This is a genomic window from Streptosporangium sp. NPDC049644, assembly GCF_040675205.1.
GTDB lineage: Bacteria > Actinomycetota > Actinomycetes > Streptosporangiales > Streptosporangiaceae > Streptosporangium > Streptosporangium fukuiense.
In genome coordinates, this window is record NZ_JBFAOJ010000091.1 from 13,101 (window position 1) to 37,921 (window position 24,821).

Here is a 24,821-nt window from a genome sequence, read left to right on the forward strand (position 1 = left end):
CCGACGGCGAGGACAGATTCGCGTGCGCCCGGGATCAGGTGAGGACGACCTCCACCACCAGGTCCCCCTCGCCCTCCTGGAGCACGAACTCGTCGATGACGCCCGCGCCGCACAGGTCGTCCTGCGCCTGGCGCACGAGGTCGGTCCCGGCACCGGTGACGATCAGCCGGGAGACCTCCGCGCGCATGGAGAGGCGGGCGTCGGACTTGGCCTTGCGGACCCGGCCGAGGACGGCGGCCACCACGGGCAGCAGCTCGAGATCGCCTCCCCGCTCACTCGCCTGGGGCCAGGCGGCCCGGTGCACCGAGCCCTCACGCCACCAGGACCAGACCTCCTCGGTGACGAAGGGCAGGAACGGGGCGAACAACCGGAGCATGACGTCGAGCGCCTCCCGCAGCGCCGCGTGCGCCGAGCGCGCCGCAGTGTTCCCACCGTTCCCACCGTTCCCGTCATTTCCGTGCGCGGTGTTCGCGTCGTCGTAGGCCCTGGCCTTGACCAGCTCCAGGTAGTCATCGCAGAACTCCCAGAAGAACCGCTCGGTCCGCTCCAGCGCGCGGGTGTAGTCGTAGCCCTCGAAGGCCTCGGTGGCCTCGTGGACCACCTCCGACAGCCGGGCCAGCATCGACAGGTCGATCGGCTCGGTGACCTCCCCGCCCCCCTCGCCCAGGCTCAGGACGAATCTGGAGGCGTTCAGGATCTTGATGGCCAACCGGCGGCCGACCTTGATCTGACCGGTGTCGAACGCCGTGTCGGTGCCAGGACGGCCGCCGGCCGCCCAGTAGCGGACCGCGTCGGAGCCGTACTGCTCCAGCAGGCCGAGCGGGGTGACCACGTTGCCCTGGGACTTGGACATCTTCTTGCGGTCGGGGTCGAGGATCCACCCGGAGATCGCGACGTGGCTCCAGGGCAGGGTGCCCCGCTCCAGATGGGCGCGGACCACGGTGGAGAACAGCCAGGTCCGGATGATCTCGTGGGCCTGCGGGCGCAGGTCCATCGGGAAGACCCGCTCGAACAGGTCCCGGTCCCGCTCCCAGCCCCCCGCGATCTGCGGCGTCAGCGAGGAGGTGGCCCAGGTGTCCATGACGTCGGGGTCCCCGATGAAACCGCCCGCCTTGCCCCGCTGGTCCTCGGTGTAGCCGGGCGGGACGTCGGCGGAGGGGTCGATCGGCAACGCGGACTCGGGCGGCGCGATCGGCGCGGAGCGGTCGGGCTCGCCCTCGCCGTCCAGCGGGTACCACACCGGGATGGGCACTCCGAAGAACCGCTGCCGGGAGATCAGCCAGTCGCCCGCCAGGCCCTGCACCCAGCTGTCGTAGCGGACCCGCATGTGCGGCGGGTGCCAGGACAGCTCCGCACCGCGCGTCAGGAGCGCGTCGCGCAGGGCGAGGTCACGTCCGCCGTTGCGGATGTACCACTGGCGGGTGGTGACGATCTCCAGGGGCCGGTCGCCCTTCTCGTAGAACTTCACCGCGCGCCGCACGGCGCGGGGCTCGCCCTCCATGTCGCCCGACGCGCGCAGCAACTCCACGATCCGCTCGCGGGCACCGTGCACGGTCCTGCCCGCCAGCTCCGCGTACGGCTCCCCCGGCACGCCCTCGGGCGCGTCCGGCAGCAGCCTGCCGTCCCAGCCGATGACGGCGCGGGTGGGCAGGTCGAGCTCGCGCCACCAGACGACGTCGGTCACGTCGCCGAAGGTGCAGATCATCGCGATGCCCGAGCCCTTGTCGGACTCGGCCAGGTGGTGGGCGAGAACCGGCACCTCGACACCGAACAGCGGTGTCCTGACCGTGGTGCCGAACAGCGGCCGGTAGCGTTCGTCGTCCGGGTGGGCGACGAGCGCGACGCAGGCGGGCAGCAGCTCGGGGCGGGTCGTCTCGATCCAGACCCGGTCACCGAACCCCCTGGCCCGCTGCTCCTCGGACAGGCTGAAGCCCAGCCGGTGGAAGGCTCCGGGCCACTCCCGGTCCTCCAGCTCGGCCTGGGCGACGGCGGTGCGGAAGGTGACGTCCCACAGCGTGGGCGCCTGGGCCACGTACGCCTCCCCCCTGGCCAGGTTGCGCAGGAAGGCGCGCTGGGACGCGGTCCGCGCGGCGTCGCCGATGGTGGCGTACGTCAGCGACCAGTCGACCGACAGGCCCAGACGGCGCCAGAGCTCCTCGAACACCTTCTCGTCCTCGCCGGTGAGCCGCTCGCACAGCTCGATGAAGTTTCCACGCGAGATCGGGATCTGCCGTTTGGGGTCGGGTTTGGCGGGGGGCTCGAACGAGGGGTCGTAGGCGATGGAGGGGTCGCAGCGCACGCCGAAGTGGTTCTGCACCCGGCGCTCGGTGGGCAGGCCGTTGTCGTCCCAGCCCATGGGGTAGAAGACCTCGCGGCCGCGCATGCGCTGGAAGCGGGCGACGGTGTCGGTGTGGGTATAGGAGAAGACGTGGCCGACGTGGAGGGAACCGGAGACGGTCGGCGGCGGGGTGTCGATCGAGTAGATCTCCCCACGCGTGCGCGACCTGTCGAAACGGTAGGTCCCCTCGGTCTCCCAGCGGCCCGACCATACGGCTTCCAGGCCATCGAGAGTCGGCTTCTCGGGCATGGGCGCAGGGCGCGGTCGCTGTTGTGTCATGCCTCCCTATGGTATGGCTTCACGCGATGCGACGCTCGGGGAGACTAGTGTTCTTGATGCGGACAGAAAACGGGAGGACCACATGGCCGACAAGAGCGAGAAGCAGGACATGGCGTGGCGAGCCATCGGTGGCCTGCTCGGCCTCATCACCGCCTGGAGCGCCAAGAAGGTCATCGGGTTCGCCTGGGAGAAGAGCACCGGCAAGAAGCCGCCCGCCGACAGTGAGTCACCGGACATCAGCCTCGGCGAGGCGATCGGCTACGCCGTGGTGATGGGGGTCGGCATGCAGGTGGCGCAGATCGTGGTCGCCCGCAGCGCCAGGAGGCGCTACGACGCGTGGAAGTCCCTGAAGGGGGCGGCCAAGGACGTCACCGGCTGACGGCCGTCGAACGCCCCGGCCCCGCCGGGGCCGGGGGGACCCGGGTCAGGACGACTCGAGTGAGGTGAGAAACTCCTTCGCCCAGCGGTCCACGTCATAGGTGGACACCCTCCGGCGTAGCGAGCGCATCCGGCGCGACAGGTCGTGCGGGGTCGCCCGCATCGCGGTCAGCATGATCCGCTTGAGGCCGTCGACGTCGTAGGGATTGACCATGAACGCCTGACGCAGTTCGTCGGCCGCCCCGGCGAACTCGCTGAGCACCAGCGCGCCGCCCAGGTCGTTGCGGCAGGCGACGTACTCCTTGGCGACCAGGTTCATCCCGTCCCGCAACGGCGTGACCATCATCACGTCCGCCGCGAGATAGAGCGCGGCGAGCTCGTCACGGCCGTACGACTGGTGCATGTACTGCACGGGCTGCTGCCCGAGCTCTCCCTGCTCGCCGTTGATCCGGCCGACCTGGAGCTCGATCGAGTCGCGCAGCCGCATGTACTCCTCGACCCGCTCCCGGCTCGGCGTGGCGATCTGCACGAACACCGCCTCGCCCGGTTTGATCGTTTTCTCCGCGAGCAGTTCCCCGAACGCCTTCAGACGCTGGCCGATGCCCTTGGTGTAGTCGAGCCTGTCGACGCCGAGCAGTATGCACTCGGGATCGCCCAGCTCCCTGCGGATCTCCCTGGCCCTGGAGATGATGTGCGGCTCGCGGACCAGCGAGTCGAGCTCGCCGAAGTCGACGGAGATGGGGAACGCCCCGGCGCGCACCACCCGGCCGTCCACGTAGATCTCGTGCTTGTGGTGCTGGAGGCCGAGCAGGTGGCGGCAGAGCCGGATGAAGTTGGAGGCACCGCCGGGACGCTGGAAACCGACCATGTCCGCGCCGAGCAGTCCCTCCAGGATCTCGCGCCGCCACGGGAGCTGGACGAACAGCTCTATCGGCGGGAAGGGGATGTGCAGGAAGAAACCAATGCGCAGGTCGGGGCGGAGCTTGCGCAGCATGGCCGGGACCAGCTGGAGCTGGTAGTCCTGGACCCACACGACCGCGTTCTCCGCGGCCTCCTCGGCGGCGGCCTGGGCGAAGCGCTCGTTGACCGCACGATAGGCGTCCCAGGTGACACGCGAGTAGACGGGGGTGGCGACCACGTCATGGTAGAGGGGCCAGAGTGTGGCGTTGGAGAAACCCTCGTAGTAGAGCTCGACCTCGTGCTCGGACAGCGGGACGGGGACGAGCTGCATGCCGTCGTGCTCAAAGGGTTCGAGCCGTTCGCCGGGGGCCCCGTGCCAGCCGATCCAGGCCCCTTCCCTGCGCTGCAGGACCGGGGCGATCGCGGTCACGAGGCCGCCGGGGCTGCGCCGCCACATGTCCTCCCCCACCCGGTCGACGGGGAGACGATTGGCGACGATCACAAACGTACTGCGGCCCGGCACAGATTCCTCCAGGTAGTCGGGGGCTTACTGAATTAACTACCCGTTTGAGGAGTTTCTATGGCTTTCCAGGCGGAAGGGCATGATGAACCCGCAGATCACTCCGTACCAGCTCGCCGAGTTTCTTCGTGGCGGCACGGTTGAGGGCCCCTCCCGCCACGGCGCCGGTGAGAAAGGGACCCAGGGTGGTGAGGTGGCGTCCGAGAGTGCGCATCAGCCTGTTGCGCAGGGCGGTCTTGGTGGCCGTGCCGAGCGCGACGGTCATCGTTCCGGGAGACATGGGGTCGACACCGCGCTGTCTGGACCAGGCCGCCGCGAAGGCCATGGCCCGCTGGGAGCCGTTGCCGGGCACCTGCATCCCGTACACCTCGTGGAGCTCCGCGATGAGCTTGACCTCGATCGCGGCGACGACGAGGGTCTCGGCCACGAGCTGGGCGGGGGCGGAGAGCAGAAGGGGAGGAGTGGCGAACTCGGCCGCGGCGACGGCCCCGCCGATGGCTCCGACCGTCATGGTGGCCTTGGCCGCGGTGCGCACCAGGTCGTCCGCCAGCGCCTCGGCGGTGAGGCCGTGGTGGTGCTCGGAGAGGGTGTGCAGGTCCCGGATGGGAATGCGGGGCGCCACGGCCATGAACGCGTCGGTCAGCCAGCGGCCCCGGCCCGCCCCCGGCTCCCTGGCCTTCCCGGCTCTCCGGGTCAGTGCTTTCGTGAGGCGGCCGAGCAGCTTTCGCCGCTCGGCCCCATCCATGTCACCCGGCTCCGCGAGCCGGCCGACGATCTCGGCTACTTCCCGATCAGACGCGTCGGACGACTCCCCGGCAGTGGAGTCGTCCGGCGCCGCATCGGTCTGCCTGTTCTCTGACGTCATGTCTCGGAACCTCCTCAAGGCTGTCCTGGGCCCCTATCCCATGGCTGGAAGGGCACACCCCGAACAGGCCATCGGAATTATCGTCAAGCCGCGCATTCCCGGCATATCTGCTGACCGTTCTTCTCAACGGCGAGCTGACTGCGGTGGTGCACCAAGAAGCAACGCGCGCAGGTGAACTCGTCGGCCTGACGAGGAATCACCCGGAGCGAGAGCTCCTCGTTCGACAGGTCCGCGCCCGGCAGTTCGAGCGACTCGGCGAGATCCGTCTCGTCGATGTCGATGCTGCCCGAGGACTTGTCGGTACGGCGGGCCTGCAGTTCCTGAAGACTGTCCTCACTGAGGTCGTCGTCGGTCTTGCGTGGGCTGTCGTAATCGGTAGCCATCGGTCTGCTCCATCCCCCTCATCTATCTGTGTGCGCTCACTCGCGCGTGTGTAACGTTCGAGAGGCACGACTTGTGCCCGATCTGCCGACGAGATTCCTGCTTCGGTACCCTGCCGGAATGGTCACTGAACCTCCCTACACGTGAGGGACGTACTGCCAATGGCCACGGTTAGCCAAATATGGCGTAAACCACAGCATCGGCGGCATGCACCACCGTGTTCGACGGCACATCCAACCACATGTACGGCGTGAACGAGACGCCCCCCGCCGGATCAACGCGCCTGAAGTCGCACGGTGACCACCAGACCTCCTCCGTCCCTGGGGATGGCGGTCACGTTGCCCCCGTGAGCCCGCACCACCGCGCGGACGATGGAAAGCCCGAGCCCCGCCCCCTTGTCGGAGTCGACCCGATCGGCGTTGAGCCGCCGGAACGGCTCGAAAAGACTGTTCACCTCGTACGCGGGGATATGCGGCCCCGTGTTGGCCACCTGAACAACCAGCGCGCCCTCCACCATTCCCGTCCTGACCCACAGGCGTCCGGACTCGGGGAGGTTGTGCTTGATGGCGTTCTCCACCAGGTTGGCCACACAGCGTTCCAGGAGCACCGGATCACCGACGGTCCCGGCACTGCGGAGCTCGGTGATCACGGTGACCTCGGCCTCCGCGGCCCGCGTGGCGAGCTGGTCGACGGCCGTCTCGGCCACGTCCTTCATGTCCACCGGCTTGCGCACGCTCAGCTCGCGCTCGCTGCGCGCCAGCAGCAGCAGGCCCTCGATCAGGCGTTCGTTGCGGGCGTTGACCTCCAGGAGGGTGCGGCCCAGCGCCTTGAGATCACCCGACGCCTCCGGGTCGCCCAGCGCGATCTCCAGGACCGTCCGGTTGATCGTCAGCGGGGTGCGGAGCTCGTGCGAGGCGTTGGCCACGAATCTTCGCTGTGTGTCGAAGGCCACATTGAGCCTGGTGAGCATCTCGTCGAAGGTGTCGGCCAGTTCCTTCAGCTCGTCGTCGGGCCCCTTGAGGTCGATCCGCTCGTGGGCGAGCGTGGAGCCCGACAGCTTGCGGGCCGTGGCGGTCATCTGCTGGATCGGCTTGAGCGCCCGGTCGGCGACGATGTAGCCGATGATGACCGCCAGGATGCCGACCCCGAGCAGGGCCAGCAGCGAGCGGGCCAGCAGTTCCCTCTGTACCGCGACGGTCGCGGCGTGCTGCTGCCAGTACCACTGCCGCTGGGCCTCGCGCGCCACCTCGGGAGAGACCAGCCCGTCCAGGTTGAGCGGGTAGTCCGGCCACACCGCGCCCAGCGCCCAGCCCACCATCAGGTAGATCACAAGCATGAGCAGGGCACCCGCGGTGAAGAACAGCGTGGCGTAGGTGATGGTCAGCCGCCATCGGATGCTGACCCGGTCCACGATCGCCCGCAGCCGGCTCAGCGGGGTGTGCTCGACCGGCATCGTGCCCGCCGGCGGCGGACCGTCCCAGCTGGGCGGACCGGTCGGCGGCGAGGGCTGAGCACCCTTGCCTGGGGGGCCGGACCCGAGCTGCTCGCTCTTCCAGGCTCCCCGCTCGGAGTGCGGGCTGATCATCGGGTGGGTCGGCACGGCCCCCCGGTCCTTGTCCGCCGGGACGAACGTCGGACGCTCCTCTCCCCCGCCTGCCGGAACGCTCACAACCGGTACCCGACCCCTGGCACCGTCTCGATCACCTGAGGCTCGCCCAGTTTCTTTCTCAGCGTCATCATGGTGACGCGCACCACGTTGGTGAACGGGTCGATGTTCTCGTCCCACGCCTTGTCCAGCAGGTCCTCCTGGCTGACGACCGCGCCCTCGGCGCGCATCAGCTCCTCCAGGACCGCGAACTCCTTCTTGGTGAGCGCCACCTCCGCGCCGTCCCTGGTCACCAGCCGCTTGCCGGGATCCAGGCGGACCCCCGCCCGCTCCAGCACCGGCGGCAGCGCCGGGGCGGAGCGACGGCCCAGCGCCCGCACCCGCGCGACGAGCTCGACGAACACGAAGGGCTTGGCCAGGTAGTCGTCGGCGCCCAGCCCCAGCCCCTCCACCTTGTCGTCGACGTCGCCCGACGCGGTCAGCATGAGAATCCGCGACGCGGTACGGGAGGCCACCAGCCGGCGGCAGACCTCGTCACCGTGCACCTTGGGCAGGTCACGGTCCAGGACGATGACGTCGTAGTCGATGTAGCCCGTCCGCTCCAGCGCGCCGGCGCCGTCGTAGGCCACGTCCACGGCCATCGCCTCGCGCCGGAGCCCGGTCGCGATCGCGTCGGCGAGCACCCGCTCGTCCTCGACCACAAGCACTCGCACGGCTTATGGCACCTCCCGTCACATTCCATGAGCAGCCGCTGGAACGGCCCCTCATTCTCGCCCCATCCCCTGTAAGCACACGGTAAGGCCCTCCCAGGGGTAGACACTCCGTGTGATGTCGGAAACACACAGGTTTAGCTTCCCGGCCGCCATGGGTACAGCCGGTTCCAGTCTCCATCGCGGTACCTTCCGCCCCCATACGCCCGTGAGAAAGAAGGTGAGATGGGCGAGTTCACCACCACAATCGAACACCGCCTCGACCAGGCATACAGGAATCTGCAGGAGGCCAGGTCCTCCGGCGATGACTACCTCGCCGACACCTTCACCGCCGAGATCGAGGATCTCCAGCGTCTGGCCACAGACAACGGCGTCCCCATTCAGCGCTGATGGGAGGAAGCCCCCCGGCCATCTTGCCGGGGGGCTCCCTCATGCCCGCACCGCGAGGATCCGGAGCGCGGCGCCTCAGGCGTCGCGCTCCGGATCCAGCGGCAACAGCAGGTCGTGCAGCTCCTCGAACAGACCGGGCGCCGCGCACAGGACGAGGCCGGGATTGGCCGGTCTGCCGGCCAGTCCACCGAGCCTGGCCCCCGCCTCCTGGGCGATGAGGCCGCCGGCCCCGTAGTCCCAGGCGTTCGGGCCGCGCTCGTAGTAGCCGTCCACCCGTCCCGCCGCCACCGAGCAGAGGTCCGAGGCCGCCGATCCACCCCTGCGGATGTCACGTACCCGCGGCAGCACGTGACGGAGCACCTCCGCCTGCACCTCGCGCCGCCCGCTCTCGTAGCCGAATCCGGTGGCGATCAGTGCCCGGTCCAGCGGCACACCGGTGTTGCAGCGCAGCCGCTCCCCCGCCAGCCACGCGCCCCCGTCCTTGACGGCGGTGAACACCTCTCCTCGGGGCACGACGTTGACCACCCCCGCGATCACCTCGCCGTCCACCTCGACCGCGATGCTGACCGCCCACTCGGGCAGCCCGTACAGGAAGTTGACGGTCCCGTCGATCGGGTCGACGATCCAGCGGACCCTGCCGTCGCCGGTGGCGCCTCCCTCCTCGCCGAGGATCGCGTCGCCGGGCCTGACCGCCCGGATCCTGTCGCGGATCAGCTCCTCCGAGGCCCGGTCGAGGGCTGTCACCACGTCGGTGGGACTGGATTTGGTGACCAGCACCTCGGGACGGGGCGGGCGCTTGGCCAGGAGCATCTCACCGGCCTCCCTGGCTATCTCCTCCGCCAGCCTGCCGAAGGTCACGGTACTGTCCAATCCCCTCACCACTTCCTCACTCGCTCCTCACTCGCCTCGCCGGACCCGGGAACCGGCCCTGTCCTCCGCCGGCCGAAGGGCACGGCACGGGTTCACGACAGCGACTCAGGGCGTTTCCACTCGCGGCCGAGGACATGCTGGTCCAGGAAGGCCAGCACGGTCTCGTACCAGACAACCGCGTTGCCCGGTTTGAGCACCCAGTGGTTCTCGTCGGGAAAGTACAGGAACTTCGACTCTACGTCGGAGCGCTGCAGGTCCCACCAGAGGCGCAGCGCCTCGCCGATGGGGACCCGGTAGTCCTTGTCGCCGTGGATGACCAGCATCGGGGTGGAGATGTTCCCCAGCGACCGGTGCGGAGAGAGCTTCGCGTACAGCCCGGTGCCCGGGGCTCCGAACTCGCGCTGCCAGTACATCGACGCGTCGGTGGTGCCGGCGAACTGGTCGAGGTTCCAGAGCGAGGCGTGGGTGACGATCGCACTGAACCTGTCGGTGTGCCCGGCGACCCAGTTGGCCATGTAGCCGCCGAACGAGCCGCCCATGGCGGCGGTCCTGGTGGCGTCGACCTCGGGCAGCTCCAACGCGGCGTCGGTGATCGCCATCAGGTCGGCGTGGGTGCGCGGGCCCCAGTTGGCCCAGCCGCGCCGGATCATCTCCGGCCCGTACCCGGTGGAGATGCACGGGTCGGGGAGCAGCACGGCGTACCCGTGCTGGGCCATGATCCACGGGTTCCAGCGCCAGGACCAGTCGTTCCAGCTGCCCAGCGGACCGCCGTGGATCCACAGCAGGAGCGGCGCGGGGTTCTTCGCCGAGGCTCCCTCGGGCAGTGTCAGCCAGGCCCTGATCTCCGCGCCGTCGTCGGCGGTCGTGATCACCTCGGTGAGCCTGCCGGGCAGCGCCAGCTCGGGGGCCGGGGAGGGCAGCTTTTCGACGGTGCCGTCCGCGGCCACCCTGACCGGGGCCGCGGGCGCGTCCACCGCGCCGCGCAGTGCGTAGACGGTGCCGTCGGGCGCGACGTTGAGCGAGGCGTACGCGGCGTCGTCACCGGTGAGCCGCTCCGGCTCGGAGCCGTCGGCCGGGACCCGGAAGATCGGGCGGCGGCCGTGATGGTCGGCGGCCACGAACAGCGAGCGGGAGTCGGGCGCCCAGACGATGTCGGACGGCCAGAGCGCCCCGCCCGCGGGGTGGCCCTCGCCGGTGACCAGATCGACGATCCACAGGGTGCTCTCGGGGATGTGGTCGATGTCGGCGTGGTTGCTCCGGACGCACGCGACCAGGCGTCCGTCCGGAGAGATCCTGATCGGCCCGTCGAAGTCGTGGCCGTCGGCGGCGGCGAGGACACGCCTGGCCCCGCCGTTGGCCGTCTCGATGGCGACCAGTTCGAAACGGAGCTCGCCGTGCGGCAGCGAGACTCCCCAGGTGGCCACGACCGTGGAGCCGTCCGGCGTCACGTCGTAGGCGCTGTGGCTCGCCAGCGCCTTGCCCGGCTGGGGGGTGAGGTCCCTGACCTCGGTCAGCCGCTCCTCCTCGCCCAGCGTGCCCGCGAACAGCCGGGACTCGCCGGGGCCGAGATCGTGATCCCAGTAACGCACCGGATAGCTCTCGTGCAGGATCGCGCTGATCCCCGCCTCCTTGCGCGTCTTGCGCCGCTCGGCCTCCCCCGCCTCGTCGCCCGGGAGCACGTCGGAGCAGAAGACCACGGTCTGCCCGCCGGTCGCGAACCCGGCGACACCCCCCGGTCTGGACGCGATCTGCCGGGCCTCTCCGCCCGCCGCGGGCAGCAGCCAGAGCGCCGGAACCTCCTCGTCGGCGTCCTTGACCGTCGGGTCGGGCCGGCGCGAGCCGAAGAGCAGATCACCACGCTGGGTGAACTCGGCCCCGGCCTCGCCCCTGACCGATCTGGTCAGCCGGTGCGGCCCTCGGCCGTCGAGCGGGATCTCCCAGAGGGAGGTTCCGTAGGATCTGCCATCGGGATTGAGCGCCTGCACCACGCTGACCAGGCGCGTTCCATCGGGGGATAGCCGCAGGGATGCCACCCGCGGCACGCTGACATAATCGCGGATGTCGTTAAATGGGGTCACAGTTTCGAACCTACCCCGGCTGCCGTCTTCGGACATGCCCCCAAACACTCATCCACAAATGTTGTTGATGACGGACTACTCATGGTGACCATGCGGGAGAACACCCCGGCATGCGGTTTGATGAAGGCCATGGGGAATTACGACGCACTGCTCGTCGTCTCGTTCGGGGGTCCCGAGAAGCCTGACGACGTGATGCCGTTCCTGGAGAACGTGGTGCGGGGCCGTGGGATCCCGCGCGAACGGCTGCTCGAGGTCGAGGCGCACTACCAGCGCTTCGGTGGGGTCAGCCCGATCAACCAGCAGTGCCGCGACCTGATCGCGGCCCTGGCACCGACCATCGATCTCCCGATCTACTGGGGCAACCGCAACTGGCACCCCTACCTGGAGGACACGCTCCGCGAGATGGCGCGCGACGGCGTGCGCAGGGCGGCGGCCTTCGTCACCTCGGCCTACAGCTCGTACTCGAGCTGCCGGCAGTACATCGACGACATCGCGCTGGCCAGGGCCGCGGTCGAGGGCGCCCCCGAGGTGGTCAAGCTCCGGCACTACTTCGACCACCCGGGCTTCGTCGCGGCGATGGCCGACCACACCCGCGAGGCGCTGGACCGGCTGCCCGACGGGCTCGGCGACTCCGCCCGGCTGGTCTTCACGGCGCACAGTATTCCGGTCTCGATGGCCGAGACGTCCGGCGAGAGCGGCGGGGCGTACGAGGCTCAGCTGCGCCGCGCGGCCACGCTGGTCACCGCGGAGCTGGGTGGCGACAGGGTGTGGGATCTGGTCTGGCAGAGCCGGAGCGGCGCCCCCCACATTCCGTGGCTGGAGCCCGACGTCTGCGACCATCTGCCGGAGGTCGACGCCCCGGCGGTGGTGCTGGTGCCGATCGGTTTCGTCTCCGACCACATGGAGGTCGTCTACGACCTCGACGTGGAGGCCGCGGCGACGGCGAGGAAGATCGGCCTGCCGCTGGTCAGGGCCGCCACGGCCGGCACCCACCCCCGGTTCGTCTCGATGGTCTCGGAGCTGCTCGCCGAACCCGAGCCCGTCGCGTGCTCGGCGACCTGCTGCCCGGCGCCGCCGCGCCGCCGCGGCTAGGGAGCCGGCGCCTCAGGGATAGGCGGCGGCGTAGCCGCGGGAGATGGCCAGAACTTTGGAGACGTACGACCAGGAGTGGTTGTAGAACCAGATGGCCTTCTCCAGCTTCTTGCCGCCCTGGGCCGCTCCGTTGGCGCACAGGTAGTTGGCCGCCGACGGGACCGCGTCGTAGGGGCTCCAGATGTCGGCGACGCCGTCGCCGTCGCCGTCCACACCGTAGGCCTTCCAGGTGGCGGGCATGAACTGCATCGGTCCCTGCGCACCCGCGGAGGAGGGGCCGTTGTTGCGCCCGTGGGAGCTCTCCACCTGGCCGATCGCGGCCAGCACCGTCCAGGAGAGCCCCGGGCAGACCTCGGCCGAGGCGCGATAGAGCTCCAGGTAGCTGCCGGGTCTGCCGACCGTCACCCGGGCCGCCTTCGCGGTCTTGTCGGTACCGGTCTTCGCCGGGGCCGCCTTGTCCGTGCCGGCTTTGTCCGTGCCGGCCTTCGCCGTGCCGGACCCACCGACGGCGACCACCTGGGAGCCTGAGCCGAGCAGCCTGCCCACCCGGGCCCTGAGCACGGCGGTGGCCTTCTCGGGCCCGTGCACGAGCAGCGCAACCTTCGGCGGCAGGCCCAGCCTGCGGCCGGTCTCCTCCCCCACGATGCCGTCCACGCCCGGCAGGCCCAAGGCGGCCGAGGCCGCGGCCCGCAACCGGGGACCACCGTCCACCTGGTACTCCGCACCGAGGACCAGCCCCAGGCGGCGCGCCGCCGAGCTGTCCGCGACGAACTCGCCCCTGGCCAGGGCGCTCCACACCTCCTGCTGGTCGGCGACGGCCCTGGGAACCCACGCCCGGAAACGGGCGGGGTCGACCGCGAGGAGGTTGAGTCCGACCCCGGACACCTTGACCGCCCCCCCGTCGAAGGAGTCGATCTTCTGAACGTACTTGAGCCGGGAGATGTCCTCCTTGCTCTGCTCGCTCAGCGTCGACGGGGATATGACCAGTAGCCGGGGCGGGGTGGAGGTGAGCCCCGGGCTGTCCGCCCCTTGGGGGCCGGGGGTCGCGGACGGCTGCGCGGCCGGGGTCTCCGGGGCGGGGCTCTGCGGGGTTGCGTTCTCCGGGTTCGCCGGGTCCGCCGTGGCCGGCGGGGTCGCCGACCTGCCGACCACCGGCGCGATCGCCGCCAGGTCCCGGATGCGGGGCTCCGTGACGGCGTTCCCGTCCGGGGCCGCGGGACGGCCACCGGTGATCACTGCGAGCGCGACGCCACCGAGAGCGACAAGTACGGCTAGGGCAACCATCACTGGGACGAATGCCCTCAACCCAGGAAGACGTGACACCGCGCTCACGTTAGCCTCAACGGCCCCCGTCGGGAGCCGTTGCCTGGAAAATCACTTGCCGAGAAGCGACTCCGTGCGGAATCGTCGGCATGTTCCACCCGCATAGAGCATCAGGGAGTGTCAGTGGTCGGGCCGTACCGGGGGCTCTTCAGCACGCCCGGCGTCAAGGGCTTCGTCATCGCGGGATTCTTCGGGCGGATGCCCATGTCGATGCTCGGCATCGGCATCGTGCTGCTCATCGAGGCGCTCACCGACTCCTACGCGACGGCGGGAGCGGTCGCGGCCACCGTCAGCGTCTCCTTGGCCGTCGCGGCTCCCCTGTCGGGGCGCCTGGTGGACAGGTTCGGCCAGGCCAGGATAGTCATCCCGCTCACGCTGGCGCACGGCGCCACGCTGACCGGCATGATGCTCTGCGCCAGGTTCGGCGCCCCCCGGTGGACGCTCTTCGCCACCGGTGTCGCGGTCGGCGCGACCGCGCTCTCGCTCGGCTCGCTCGTGCGCGCCCGCTGGTCGCACCTGCTGGGCGGGACGGCGAGGCTGCACACGGCGTTCTCCTTCGAGTCGGTCGCGGACGAGGTCATCTTCGTCGCGGGTCCGGCGCTGGTCACCGCCCTGGCCACCATGATCAACCCGTACGCGGGCCTGATCGTGGCTCTGACCTGCACGACCATAGGCACCATCGCCTTCGGGCTGCAGCGTGGCACGGAGCCGCCCATCCGCCCCAGGGAAGAGCGCTCGGGCACCCCGATCACCATCCCCGGCGTCGCCCTGATGTCATGCGCCTTCCTGGCGATGGGGGCGGTGTTCGGCTCGGTCGACCTGGTCACGGTGGCGTTCGCCGAGGAACAGGGCGCCAAACCCGCCGCCGGCCTGCTGCTCGCCTCGTTCGCCGGCGGGAGCCTGGTCTCCGGGCTCTGGTACGGCGCGCGGCAGTGGACCGTCTCGCTGCGCGGCAGGTTCATCGGCTCGCTGGCGGTGTTCGCCCTGGGCCTGACCCCGATCATGCTCATCGACGACCTCAGGATCATGGCGGGCGCGCTCTTCCTGGCCGGGCTGGCCATCTCCCCGACCGTCATCACCGGCTACAGCCTGACCGAGCAGTTGGTCCCCGTCCACCTGCTCACCGAGGGAATGGCCTGGATCTCGACCTCGGTCGGGTTCGGCGTGGCGATCGGCGCGTGGGCGGGCGGCAGGCTCACCGACGCGTTCGGCGCTTCCAACGCCTACGGATTCTCCTTCGCCTGCGCCCTGCTGGCCGTGACGGTCGGCGTCGGCGGCTCCGCCTGGCTGCGAACCCCTGTCGCCCGGCAGCAATCATGAGTATTGTTCATATTTGCTGGCGGAGCGAGTGACGAACCGGCGGTAACCCGCGTCCCAGGGGCGTCGACGCCCGCGACAGGGCCGGGTGACGCCCGCAGGCAGGAGCGAACATGGGCGAGACCTTCCGCAACTGGGCGGGGAACCAATCCGCCACCCCCACGGAGGTCCGTACGCCGTCCGATGCCGAGGAGGTCTCGCGGGCGGTGCGCGACGCCGTCGCCTCGGGACGCCGGGTGCGGATGATCGGCAGCGGGCACTCGTTCACCTCGGTCGCCCTGACCGACGGCATCCTGCTGCGGCCGGACGCGCTGACCGGGATCCGCGAGGTGGGAGACGGCTGGGTGACGGCCGAGGCGGGGACGACGATCGGCACGCTCAACCGTGAACTGCACCAAAGGGGACTGGCCCTGGCCAACATGGGCGACATCGACGCCCAGACCCTGGCCGGGGCCGTCCAGACCGGCACCCACGGCACCGGCAGGGACCTCGGCGGACTGGCCGACCAGGTGCTGGCACTGGAGATGGTGCTCGCCGACGGCGAGATCGTCACAGTCCGCGGCGACGGCGAGGGGAAGATCCGCGGGGTGGCCGAGCAGGACCTGTTCGACGCGGCCAGGGTGGGCCTGGGCGCCCTCGGCGTGGTGACCGCGGTGACCTTCCGGGTGGAGCCCTCCTTCCTGCTGCGCAGCGTCCGGGAGCCGATGGCGCTGTCCTCGATCCTGGACTCCCTCGACTCCCTCGTCACCGGCAACGAGCACCTCGACTTCTTCTGGATGCCGCACACGGACACCTGCCTGACCAAGCGCAACAACCGCAGCCCCGGCCCGGCCCGGCCGCCGAGCGCGCTGAGGTACTGGCTCGACAACCACTTCATGGAGAACACCCTGTTCGGCGCGGTGTGCGGCATCGGTGGCCGCTACCCGGGCGCCATCCCCCGGCTCAACGCGCTCTCGGCCGCGACGCTGTCCGCCTCGACCCACACCGACGCCTCACATCGGATCTTCACGAGCGTGCGCCGGGTACGCTTCCTGGAGATGGAGTACGCCATCGCGCGCGAGCACCTCGGCCAGGCCCTTCGCGAGGTCCGCGACCTGCTGGGGGTCAGGGACTGGAAGATCAGCTTCCCGATCGAGGTGCGGGTCACCCCCGCCTCGGACGCCTGGCTGTCCACCGCCTACGGCAGGGACTCGGCCTACATCGCCTGCCACGTCTACCGGCCGACCCCGAACCCCGCCTACTTCGAGGGTGTTGAGGAGATCATGACGAGGCTCGGCGGCCGCCCGCACTGGGGCAAACTGCACACTCGCGACGCGACCTACCTGACGAGGGTCTATCCCCGGTTCGCCGACTTCCTGATGGTACGGGACGCCCTCGACCCCGGACGCGCGTTCGCCAACGATTATCTCGACACCGTCCTGGGCTGAGGGCCGCCGAGGCGGTCCCGTTCCCCCGATTCGGCCGCTTCTCACAAGCTTTCGGTAAAGGGTGACGCAAAGGCTCGCTCGAAGAGTGACGCGTCCGCGTGTCCCGTCGTTCCCCCGGCACGTGCGACGGGCAGATTCGCAGACGCCCGCGCCGCTCGACCCCGAGGGAGTCCGCTGGAGATGACCTTCTCCCGCCGTCCATGCCAGCCGCCGCCGCGATCCGCCGTCACGGACCGCGACGACCGGCCCCCGCACAACGCCGCGATCGCGACACACCCTTCCCGGACCGGCGGACCGGCCTCACCGCCATCTTCCGGTTCTTGGCGGAAGTCCGCAGCGGTTCACCGGGTTATCCATGAGAATCCCCTGAGGACCCCGAAGTTGCTGCTCCAGACCGGTGCCCTGTAATTAGATGAATGGAGCAAATGTGACCGGCGTCACATCGCTGCGAGCCCCATCCAGGAAGGCGATGTTCGGACATGCCGGGTACGGTGCTGGCAGGCAACCGGCACACGCGAGAGACTCAAGGGTCCGGGGGAAGATTGAGCACGACGACGAAGGGACTCGCATGCAGGAGCTCCGACTCGTCGCGGTGAGTGAGGACGGGACCTATCTCGTGCTGGCGACAGCCGGCCGGGGCACCCGGTTCACGCTGCCCGTCGACGACCGGCTCCGTGCTGCCGTCCGCGGCAACTTCTCCCGTCTCGGCCAGTACGAGATCGAAGTGGAGAGTCCGTTGCGCCCCAAGGAGATCCAGGCCCGGATCCGTGCCGGCGAGACCGCGGAGGAGATCGCCAATACGGCGGGCATCCCGGTCGAGCGCGTGCGATGGTTCGAGGGCCCCGTGCTCCAGGAACGTGAGTACATGGCACAGCAGGCGCAGCGCTGCGCCGTACGCCTGCCCGGCGACTCCGCTCCCGGTCCCACTCTCGGCGACCTGGTCGCCGAGCGGCTGACCCGCCGCGGCGTCCCCGCCGACGAGATCGAGTGGGACTCCGCCAAGCGGGACGACAACATGTGGCGCATCAAGCTCGGGTTCGTGTGGAACGGTCACACGCGCAACGCCGAGTGGCTCTTCGACCCGCGCCGGCGCCACATCACGCCCCACGACGACGAGGCCCTGCGCCTGTCCAGCGGAGAGGACGTCAAGCCGGTCGAGGACACCACGGTCACGCCGTTCGTGCCGCGGGTGGCCAAGCTCGCTCCGGTGCCGCCGCTGGCTCCCGAACCGCCGAACCAGCAGCCGGTCTCCTTCCCCTCGGTCCTGCGGCACGAGTCCGTGGCACAGCCCCGGCCCGCCTACGCCCAGACCGAACCTCCGGCCGCCTACCAGCAGCCGCCCATGCCTCCGCTTCCCGCCGGATACGAGGCCCCGAGGGTGTCCGTGCCGCCGCTGCGCGCTCCTGACCCGGCCGGATACCAGTCCGACCGGGCATCGGAGCCCGCCGCTCCCGCGGCCGAGGGCCCCGGTCCCGCCGCGCGGGTCAGGCCTCCGGAGCCGGTGCTGCCGGAGCCGGTCACCGCGTACGAGCCGGTCTCACCGGCCGCGCGGGAACCCGCCGCGCAGGAACCCGCCGCGTACGAGCCGCTGTCCGCCCCGGAGCCTGAGCCCGCGGCACCCGCCGCGCCACAGCCCGTTGTCGCCGTCCAGCCCCCGGGGACGGCGGCCGAGCCGGCTCGGGTCGGGCCGCCCTCGGCCGGCGCGCCGGAGCCGGTGCCCGCCACGACGCGGGAATCGGCCACCGGATCCGACCTGCCCGGGCAGGCTCCGGCGCACGCGCCGGCCGCTCCCCCCGAGGCCGTGGTCGCGGAGGCCGCGAAGACTCCGGAGGCCGCGAAGGCCCCGGAGGTCATGGAGATCATGGAGGCTCCCCAGGTCGCCGAGGTATCGGCCCCCCTCCCGCCCGCCGCCGCGACCCCGCCGGAGCCTGTCGCCGTCCCGTCCGAGCCCGCCGGGCAGCGGTCCGCGGCGGACGAGAAGACGGCAGGACAGCCGGTCTCCACGAAAGCGGAGAACACCATCGCGGCGAAGGAGACCCCCGCGCCGGAGTCCGAACCGGCCCAGGAGGGTTCGATAGCTGTACCGGCGGCGCGCGTCAGCGTGGACGAGCGGGCCAAGGCCGAGCCGGGCAGGCAAGAGACACAGGGGGACACGGGGGCCATGCAGGAGACCAAGGTCGACAAGCCCGCGGCGGAGAAGCCCGCGGAGCCGCCGAAGCCGGCACCGGCTCCGGCGCGACCTGCCAAGAAGTCCCGGGGGCGGCGGGCGTCCGTGCCCACCTGGGACGAGATCATGTTCGGCGCCCGCCGCCAGGACTGATCGCACCACGTCAGGCGGGGGTGACCGGGACACCGGCCCCCCGCCTCACCGTCTGTCAGCCGTTCCCCGGCTCCCCGGACGAGGACGACCTGTCCCGCGTGGACGGTTCGCCGGGTGCCGCCGATCCGAGGGGCGAGGACTCCGCGGAAAGCGGGTTCCCGCGACCCAGGTCCTCGGAGACGAGGAACGGGGCCAGCCAGGTCGGGGTGACCTCGGCGGCGAAGGCCGGTCCCTCGGCCTCACCGACGTCGAGGGCGGCGTAGCCACCGGTGCCCGCACCCACGCCCGCAGTCACGGTCAGCAGACCGGCGCGGCGCTGGAACCAGGTCTGGCTCAGAGTCCAGCCGACGACCGCCCGCTTCTCCACCACCGCCTGAGAGCGGCGTAGCGACCCCGAGCGGACCGACAGGCGGCTCCCGTCGTAGGTGTGGCCGAGGGACCGGTAGCGGTCCAGGCCGAGCGGGACGCCCAGCAGCGCGAGGATCAGGGCGGGCACCGCGAGCGCCCACCAGAGCCCGGACCAGAGCAGGGCCGCCGCCGTCGCACAGGCGGCGACGACCAGCCACGGGAAGATCGCCCGAAACAGCCGGCGCCTGCGTGCCGCCGGCGGGTGGGACCGCAGCCCGGTGGTGATCGGGCCGATCGCCCCGCCCACCACGTCGAGCACGGTCTCCCTCGGGGCGACGGGAAGCAACTGGCCCCGGGTCTCCGAGTCGCCGAGACCGGTCACGATCGCCCATGCGCGGCCGAACCCCGCCCAGCGCTCGGCCGGCCCCTCCACGAACTCGAACCCTCGCACCCTGCGCCGCTCCAGGGACACGCTCCTGCGCGTGACCAGACCGCGCCCGGCGATCAGGTATCCCTCACTGGCGCGGAGTGTGAAGTCCCAGTTGAACACCGCGTACATGACCACGCCGACCACCGGCATGGCCAGGAGCAGCAGTACCAGGGCCGCGGCGAGCAGGGGCGGATGCGCCCAGAGCCACTCCCCCGCGCCCATCACGACCCGCCTGTCGATCTTGAGCTCGCCGCCCCACTGGAACGCCAGGCCCACGGCTCCGGCGACCAGCGCGAACGGGGTCAGCAGGTAGGAACCGGAGAGCGGGCCGTAGACGAGCCACTTCCGCGGCAGCACGAAGAACACCCGCTCGGGGGTCGCGTCACCCACCTCGTGACGGACGACGGCGGGGGCCGCCGGCTCCGCCGCGTCCGCGGCCGTGAGCTCACCCGGGCCGGACGCCGAGGCTGTCTCGCGCGCCTGGGCGCGTCTCGCCATGCGGGCGCGTGCGTGCCAGAGCAACACCGCCTTGAGCCGCTCCCCCTCCTCCACGGTGACCCCGTCGAGCTCGCCCTCCTGCTTGTCGTCGCCGCCGGCGCCGGTGTCGATCCGCAGGACGGCGATGCCGAGCAGGCGGTGCAGCGGCGGGGCACTGACGTCGACGCCGCGGATCCGCTCCAGCGGGATCGTCCGCACCGACCTGCTGATCAGCGACCGGGTGAGCTCCAGCCGATCACCGGCGATCCGGTAGGTGAAGGTGACCCAGCGCACGGCCGAGAACGCGACGGAGCCGACGACGCCCAGCGCCGCCCACACGAACGATCCCGGAGAGAACCCGCCGAGGAACAGGACACCGGCCAGCGGCAGGAAGAGCGAGGGCAGCATCCGGATCGGATCGGTCAGCAGCACCTTCGGGCTGAGCCGCAGCGACGGCCCCGTCCGGTCGGCCGGGCGAGCGGGATCAGGACGCGGGACGGATCCGGGAGACCCGGAACCGGACACCGAGGATTCGGCGCCCTCCCCCGCCCCGCCGGCCGAACGAGCGGGGTCAGGATCAGGGACGGACCCGGAACCGGGCACCGGGGGTTCGGCGCCCTCCGGCCGCTCCGCCGGTGAACGGTCGCTGGGGGATCCGGTCACGTCGCGTCGTCCCTGAGCTCTTCCGCGCGACGGGCGAGCCCCTCGGCCAGTTCGGCGGCGACCGCGTAGTCAAGGCCCTTGATCGTGGACGAGCCCGCGTGGGAGGCGGTGCGGATCTCGACGGTCGCCAGGCCCAGCATGCGCTCGAACCAGCCCTGCGCCTTGTCGACGGTCTGGATCCTGCTGACCGGCACGAACACCCATTCCCTGCTGAGCCACCCGGAACGGGCGTAGACGACGTCCTCGCTGAGCTCCCACCTGTGCACGGCGTACCGCCAGAACGGCTCGATGAGCGTGCCTGGCACCAGTAGCAGCACCATCAGCCACGGCAGCCACCAGATGTTGTCCAGCGCCCATCCGGGCAACCACGACCAGCGGCCCTCGTCGATCCACCTCGCCAGCAGGAAAGAGCCGCCCACCAGGAGAAGGGACCAGAGAATCCCCTCCGTCAGCCACAACGTGACCGCCTTGCGCGAGATCGGGTTGGCGGGGGCGCGCAGGGAGACCCGGGCACGCCCGGGAGTGCCCCTGCGACGTTCACCCGGCCGACCGGCCGCCGCGGCCTCCTCTGGGGCGGGGCTGTGCTCATCGGCTCGGTCGCTCACGCTGTCAGCCTAAACGGTCACGTCCCACGGGGCGCTCCGGCGGTGTGACGCAAAAAGTCCCGCCCGGAGCCCGGCGGGTCATCGCGGCAGGTCCGCGGGGCAGGCGCTCCGACAACGCGGCCCCCCCTTCCGCGATCCGGCATCGCCCGTTCTCCCTCCAGCCGGGCCGTGGATCGGAAAAGTGTCGGTGGCGCGGTACATGCTGGAGATCCGGAGACTACGGAGGGCGTGACCGATGACCTACGCGATCCAGGCCGAGGGCCTGGTGAAACGCTACGGGGAGACCCGGGCACTGGACGGGGTGGACCTCCTCGTTCCCCAGGGAAGGCTGCTCGGTGTGCTCGGCCCCAACGGGGCGGGCAAGACCACCGCGGTGCGCATCCTGGCGACGTTGCTCCGCCCCGACGCCGGCACCGCCGTCGTCGGCGGCTACGACGTGACGCGCCAGGCCCACCAGGTGCGTTCGCTGATCGGTCTGACCGGCCAGTACGCCGCCGTCGACGAGATGCTCACCGGCGTCGAGAACCTGGTGATGATCGGCCGCCTGCTGGGCATGACGCGCGCCGACTCCCGGGCGCGCGCGGGCGAGCTGCTGGAGCGCTTCGACCTGTCCGACGCCGGTGGACGGGCCGCCAAGACCTACTCCGGCGGCATGCGCCGCCGCCTGGACCTGGCCGCCAGCCTGGTCGGCCGCCCCCAGGTGCTCTTCCTCGACGAGCCCACCACCGGGCTCGACCCGCGCAGCCGCACGGACCTGTGGAGTGTGGTGCGCGGCCTGATGGCCGACGGTGTCACCGTGCTGCTCACCACCCAGTACCTGGAGGAGGCGGACCAGCTCGCCGACGACATCGTCGTCTTCGACCACGGCAGGGTCATCGCCTCCGGCACCTCCGACCAGCTCAAGGCGACCACCGGCGCCCAGGTCCTGGAGGTGCGCCCCGCACAGGCCGAGCACCTCGATCTGGTCGGCAAGGTGCTGGCCGACGTGCTGGGCGAGGTTCCCGACCTCAGCGGGGGCAAGGCCACCGCCTCCGTCCACGACCCCGCCACCGTCCCCGCGATCGTGCGCCGTCTGGACGAGCAGGGCGTCGTCGCCTCGGAGCTCGCACTGCGCAGGTCCAGCCTGGACGAGGTGTTCCTGGCCATCACCGGCCACCTGCCCGAGGACGAGGAGACCCCCGACAAGAAAGAAGAGGCGTTCGTGTGACCACACTGACGACGACCATCCCGCAGATGGCCGCCAAGCGCGTCACCCCCCTGGCGACTCTGCAGCAGACCATGACACTGGCCTGGCGCAGCCTGGTCCAGATCAAGCACAACCCGTGGGAACTGCTGGATCTGAGCATCCAGCCCATCATGTTCCTGCTGCTGTTCACCTACGTCTTCGGCGGCGCCATCTCCGGATCCACCGGCGACTACCTGCAGTTCGCCCTGCCCGGCCTGCTCGTGCAGAACGCCCTGTTCTACACGCTCTCCACCGCTATCGGCCTCAACACCGACATCACCAAGGGCGTCTTCGACCGGCTGCGGAGCCTGCCCATCGCCCGCACCGCGCCCCTGTCCGGGCGCATCATCGCCGACACCGTCAAGCAGATGTGGGCCTTCGCCCTGCTGATCGGCTTCGGCATGGTGCTGGGCTTCCGGGTCACCACCAGTTTCTTCGGACTGCTGGGTGCCCTGGCGCTGCTGGTCGTGGTCGCCCTGGCCATGTCCTGGATGTCGGTGCTGATCGGCCTGAAGGCCTCCAGCCCCGAGAAGGTGCAGATGATCGCCTTCTCCACGATGATGCCGCTGACCTTCACCAGCAGCGCCCTGGTGCCCTCCGCCACCTTCCCGTCCTGGCTGAAGACCTGGTCCGACCTCAACCCCGTCACGCACCTGGCGGACGCCATCCGCGGCCTGCTCATCGGCGGCGACGTCACCAGGGCCGCACTCTTCTCGCTGCTCTGGGCCGCCGGTTTCGCCGTGATCTTCGCCCCTCTGGCGATCCGCGCGTTCCGCAGCCGCGTCTAGGCGCCCTCCCCCGGAGTGCCCCCTGAGCGCCTCCCGGGTCTCTGCGCCCGGCGTGGCCGGGCGACGCCTCACCACGTCGGGGGCACTCCGGGGCGGCTCTCCCCGGGAGGCTCCAGACAGGCCGCTGCACGGAGTTTCCGCCAGGGCCGGGAAAACGGTCCGGCTGGATCCGGCAGGGGCGGGGTGGCCCATTGGAGGGGCGGCTCGGGGGCACAGCCGCCACGGGCGCTCCAGCCGCCGCGGATGTGCCAGTCGTCACGGCCGCCGGAAACGACGAGACGTCAACGACCCTCTCCTGAAGGAGGGGGCTTGAGGCGCAGCGATGCGCTTTACAAGCCCCGCGTTGACCAGCCCTAGCCATCACGAACTGGAGGTGTGATCCAGATGGCTACGTTTCATGTAAGTGAGCAGACCCACCGGCAGGTGCTTCCTCAGCCTGCCGCTCTGGAATCCGTGGGAGCAGACACGCCCGAGGGTGGGCACGAAACGGCTCACGGACTCCCGGCCACGCCGGGCACCGGCATGGAACCTGGGCGAGGGGAGACCGGTCCGGCCGCACCGCCGCACCGGCGTCACCCCGAGGGCGCCTCGGCGCCGGAGGGAGCGAACCGTGAGGTTCACCCGGCCGTGTTCGTCCTGGACGCCCGCGGCCACCCGCTCGACCCCTGTCACCCTGCCCGTGCCCGCCGCCTGCTGGCGGCCAGGCGGGCGGTGGTGGTGCGCCACACCCCGTTCGTCATCCGCCTCAAAGACCGGTCGGCTGCCGACTCCACCGTGGCAGGCGTACAGGTCGGTGTCGACCCCGGCTCCAAGCACACCGGCCTGGCGGTGTTCACCGGCCATGAGGGGAGCCGGGCCGGACGGTATGCGATCCAGCTCGACCATCGAGGCGCACTGATCCGCGACAGGCTCACCTCACGGGCCATACCGGCGCGGCAGACGGTCACGGAACCTGCGCTACCGCGCCCCCCGGTTCCTCAACCGCACCAAACCGAAGGGGTGGCTCGCGCCGTCCCTGCGACACCGCGTCGAGACCACCATGTCATGGGTGGCGCGGCTGACCCGGTGGGCACCCGTCACCGCCGTCCACGTGGAGAAGGTCTCCTTCGACACCCACACCCTCTCGGCGGGCAAGCCGTTGGAAGGAGTGGAATACCAGCAGGGCACCCTCGCCGGGTACGAGGTCCGCGAATACCTGCTCACCAAGTGGGGGCGCGCCTGCGCCTACTGCGGCGCGAGCGGCCTACCGCTCAACCTCGACCACATCCACCCCCGCAGCCGGGGCGGCTCCGACCGGATCAGCAACCTCACCCTGGCCTGCATCCGGTGTAACCAGACCAAGAACGCCACCCCCGTGCAGGAGTTCCTCAAGGACAAGCCCGAACTCCTGACGAAGATCCTCAAGCAGGCGAAAGCACCGCTGCGCGACGCCGCCGCCGTCAACACCACCCGCTGGGCACTGTGGCAGGCACTGAAGACCACCGGCCTACC

The 24,821-nt window shown here is 70.6% G+C and carries 20 protein-coding genes and 1 pseudogene; 10 read left to right on the top strand and 11 right to left on the bottom strand.

The window, feature by feature from the left end:
• Window positions 1-34: 34 nt before the first annotated feature.
• Window positions 35-2,587 carry a valine--tRNA ligase gene (gene valS, locus AB0J58_RS35115; RefSeq protein WP_364224015.1) on the bottom strand — a complete coding sequence of 851 codons (2,553 nt, stop codon included), beginning with the start codon at window positions 2,585-2,587 and terminating at the stop codon, window positions 35-37.
• A 112-nt stretch (window positions 2,588-2,699) separates the two neighbouring features.
• Here valS and AB0J58_RS35120 point away from each other — a divergent pair, with 112 nt between their 5' ends.
• On the top strand, window positions 2,700-2,996 hold the full coding sequence (locus tag AB0J58_RS35120; protein ID WP_343967594.1) for a DUF4235 domain-containing protein: 297 nt from the start codon (window positions 2,700-2,702) through the stop codon (window positions 2,994-2,996).
• A 45-nt stretch (window positions 2,997-3,041) separates the two neighbouring features.
• Here the strand turns inward: AB0J58_RS35120 and AB0J58_RS35125 are convergent, their stop codons facing one another.
• The 5 genes from AB0J58_RS35125 to AB0J58_RS35145 all read right to left on the bottom strand — a co-directional run bounded on the left by AB0J58_RS35125 (window position 3,042) and on the right by AB0J58_RS35145 (window position 7,980).
• Window positions 3,042-4,418 (bottom strand): trehalose-6-phosphate synthase, encoded by a 1,377-nt coding sequence (locus tag AB0J58_RS35125; RefSeq protein ID WP_364224017.1) that lies wholly within the window; start codon window positions 4,416-4,418, stop codon window positions 3,042-3,044.
• A gap of 55 nt (window positions 4,419-4,473) precedes the next feature.
• A complete protein-coding gene (locus AB0J58_RS35130; RefSeq protein WP_364224019.1) occupies window positions 4,474-5,280 on the bottom strand; it encodes a hypothetical protein in 807 nt (268 codons plus the stop codon).
• Window positions 5,281-5,363: 83 nt separating this feature from the next.
• Window positions 5,364-5,663, bottom strand: a complete 300-nt coding sequence (locus tag AB0J58_RS35135) for a DUF4193 domain-containing protein (RefSeq protein ID WP_030914836.1) — start codon at window positions 5,661-5,663, stop codon at window positions 5,364-5,366.
• 272 nt (window positions 5,664-5,935) lie between these two features.
• A complete protein-coding gene (locus AB0J58_RS35140; protein WP_364224043.1) occupies window positions 5,936-7,246 on the bottom strand; it encodes a HAMP domain-containing sensor histidine kinase in 1,311 nt (436 codons plus the stop codon).
• An 80-nt stretch (window positions 7,247-7,326) separates the two neighbouring features.
• Window positions 7,327-7,980 (bottom strand): response regulator transcription factor, encoded by a 654-nt coding sequence (locus AB0J58_RS35145; protein WP_364224021.1) that lies wholly within the window; start codon window positions 7,978-7,980, stop codon window positions 7,327-7,329.
• 222 nt (window positions 7,981-8,202) lie between these two features.
• Here AB0J58_RS35145 and AB0J58_RS35150 point away from each other — a divergent pair, with 222 nt between their 5' ends.
• Window positions 8,203-8,367, top strand: coding sequence for a hypothetical protein (locus tag AB0J58_RS35150; protein ID WP_169750159.1), 165 nt, complete (start codon window positions 8,203-8,205; stop codon window positions 8,365-8,367).
• 75 nt (window positions 8,368-8,442) lie between these two features.
• On the opposite strand, the gene AB0J58_RS35155 is transcribed toward AB0J58_RS35150, so the two are convergent.
• Entirely contained in the window at window positions 8,443-9,237 is a 795-nt protein-coding gene (locus AB0J58_RS35155) for an inositol monophosphatase family protein (RefSeq protein ID WP_364224023.1), read from the bottom strand.
• Between the two features lie 92 nt (window positions 9,238-9,329).
• The gene (locus AB0J58_RS35160; protein ID WP_364224025.1) at window positions 9,330-11,315 is read right to left on the bottom strand and encodes a S9 family peptidase; all 1,986 of its coding nucleotides are present in this window, start codon (window positions 11,313-11,315) and stop codon (window positions 9,330-9,332) included.
• A 129-nt stretch (window positions 11,316-11,444) separates the two neighbouring features.
• Between AB0J58_RS35160 and AB0J58_RS35165 the strand changes: the two genes are divergently transcribed.
• Entirely contained in the window at window positions 11,445-12,407 is a 963-nt protein-coding gene (locus tag AB0J58_RS35165) for a ferrochelatase (RefSeq protein ID WP_364224027.1), read from the top strand.
• A gap of 12 nt (window positions 12,408-12,419) precedes the next feature.
• Here AB0J58_RS35165 and AB0J58_RS35170 read toward each other — a convergent pair whose 3' ends face one another.
• On the bottom strand, window positions 12,420-13,691 hold the full coding sequence (locus tag AB0J58_RS35170; protein WP_364224045.1) for a lytic murein transglycosylase: 1,272 nt from the start codon (window positions 13,689-13,691) through the stop codon (window positions 12,420-12,422).
• Window positions 13,692-13,853: 162 nt separating this feature from the next.
• On the opposite strand from AB0J58_RS35170, the gene AB0J58_RS35175 reads away from it, so the two are divergent.
• From AB0J58_RS35175 to sepH, 3 genes are all read left to right on the top strand, one after another.
• Window positions 13,854-15,050, top strand: coding sequence for an MFS transporter (locus AB0J58_RS35175; protein WP_364224029.1), 1,197 nt, complete (start codon window positions 13,854-13,856; stop codon window positions 15,048-15,050).
• Window positions 15,051-15,160: 110 nt separating this feature from the next.
• Entirely contained in the window at window positions 15,161-16,474 is a 1,314-nt protein-coding gene (locus tag AB0J58_RS35180; protein WP_364224031.1) for a D-arabinono-1,4-lactone oxidase, read from the top strand.
• 568 nt (window positions 16,475-17,042) lie between these two features.
• Window positions 17,043-18,794, top strand: coding sequence for a septation protein SepH (gene sepH / locus AB0J58_RS35185; protein WP_364224033.1), 1,752 nt, complete (start codon window positions 17,043-17,045; stop codon window positions 18,792-18,794).
• Window positions 18,795-18,849: 55 nt separating this feature from the next.
• On the opposite strand, the gene AB0J58_RS35190 is transcribed toward sepH, so the two are convergent.
• The gene (locus tag AB0J58_RS35190) at window positions 18,850-20,712 is read right to left on the bottom strand and encodes a PH domain-containing protein (protein WP_364224035.1); all 1,863 of its coding nucleotides are present in this window, start codon (window positions 20,710-20,712) and stop codon (window positions 18,850-18,852) included.
• The gene (locus AB0J58_RS35195) at window positions 20,709-21,317 is read right to left on the bottom strand and encodes a PH domain-containing protein (protein WP_364224037.1); all 609 of its coding nucleotides are present in this window, start codon (window positions 21,315-21,317) and stop codon (window positions 20,709-20,711) included. The genes AB0J58_RS35190 and AB0J58_RS35195 overlap by 4 nt, the downstream gene beginning before the upstream one ends.
• 235 nt (window positions 21,318-21,552) lie before the next feature.
• On the opposite strand from AB0J58_RS35195, the gene AB0J58_RS35200 reads away from it, so the two are divergent.
• The 4 genes and pseudogenes from AB0J58_RS35200 to iscB form a co-directional block, all read left to right on the top strand.
• Complete coding sequence (locus tag AB0J58_RS35200) at window positions 21,553-22,524, top strand: ATP-binding cassette domain-containing protein (protein ID WP_364224039.1); 972 nt, start codon at window positions 21,553-21,555, stop codon at window positions 22,522-22,524.
• Window positions 22,521-23,330: an ABC transporter permease gene (locus tag AB0J58_RS35205; RefSeq protein ID WP_364224041.1), complete on the top strand. Its 810-nt coding sequence runs from the start codon at window positions 22,521-22,523 to the stop codon at window positions 23,328-23,330. Before AB0J58_RS35200 ends, AB0J58_RS35205 begins: the two co-directional genes overlap by 4 nt.
• A 522-nt stretch (window positions 23,331-23,852) precedes the next feature.
• A pseudogene (locus AB0J58_RS35210) lies at window positions 23,853-24,194 on the top strand (RRXRR domain-containing protein); the annotation flags it as partial.
• A gap of 88 nt (window positions 24,195-24,282) precedes the next feature.
• Window positions 24,283-24,821: RNA-guided endonuclease IscB (iscB, locus tag AB0J58_RS35215; protein ID WP_364224047.1), on the top strand; the 539-nt coding region annotated here is incomplete at its 3' end.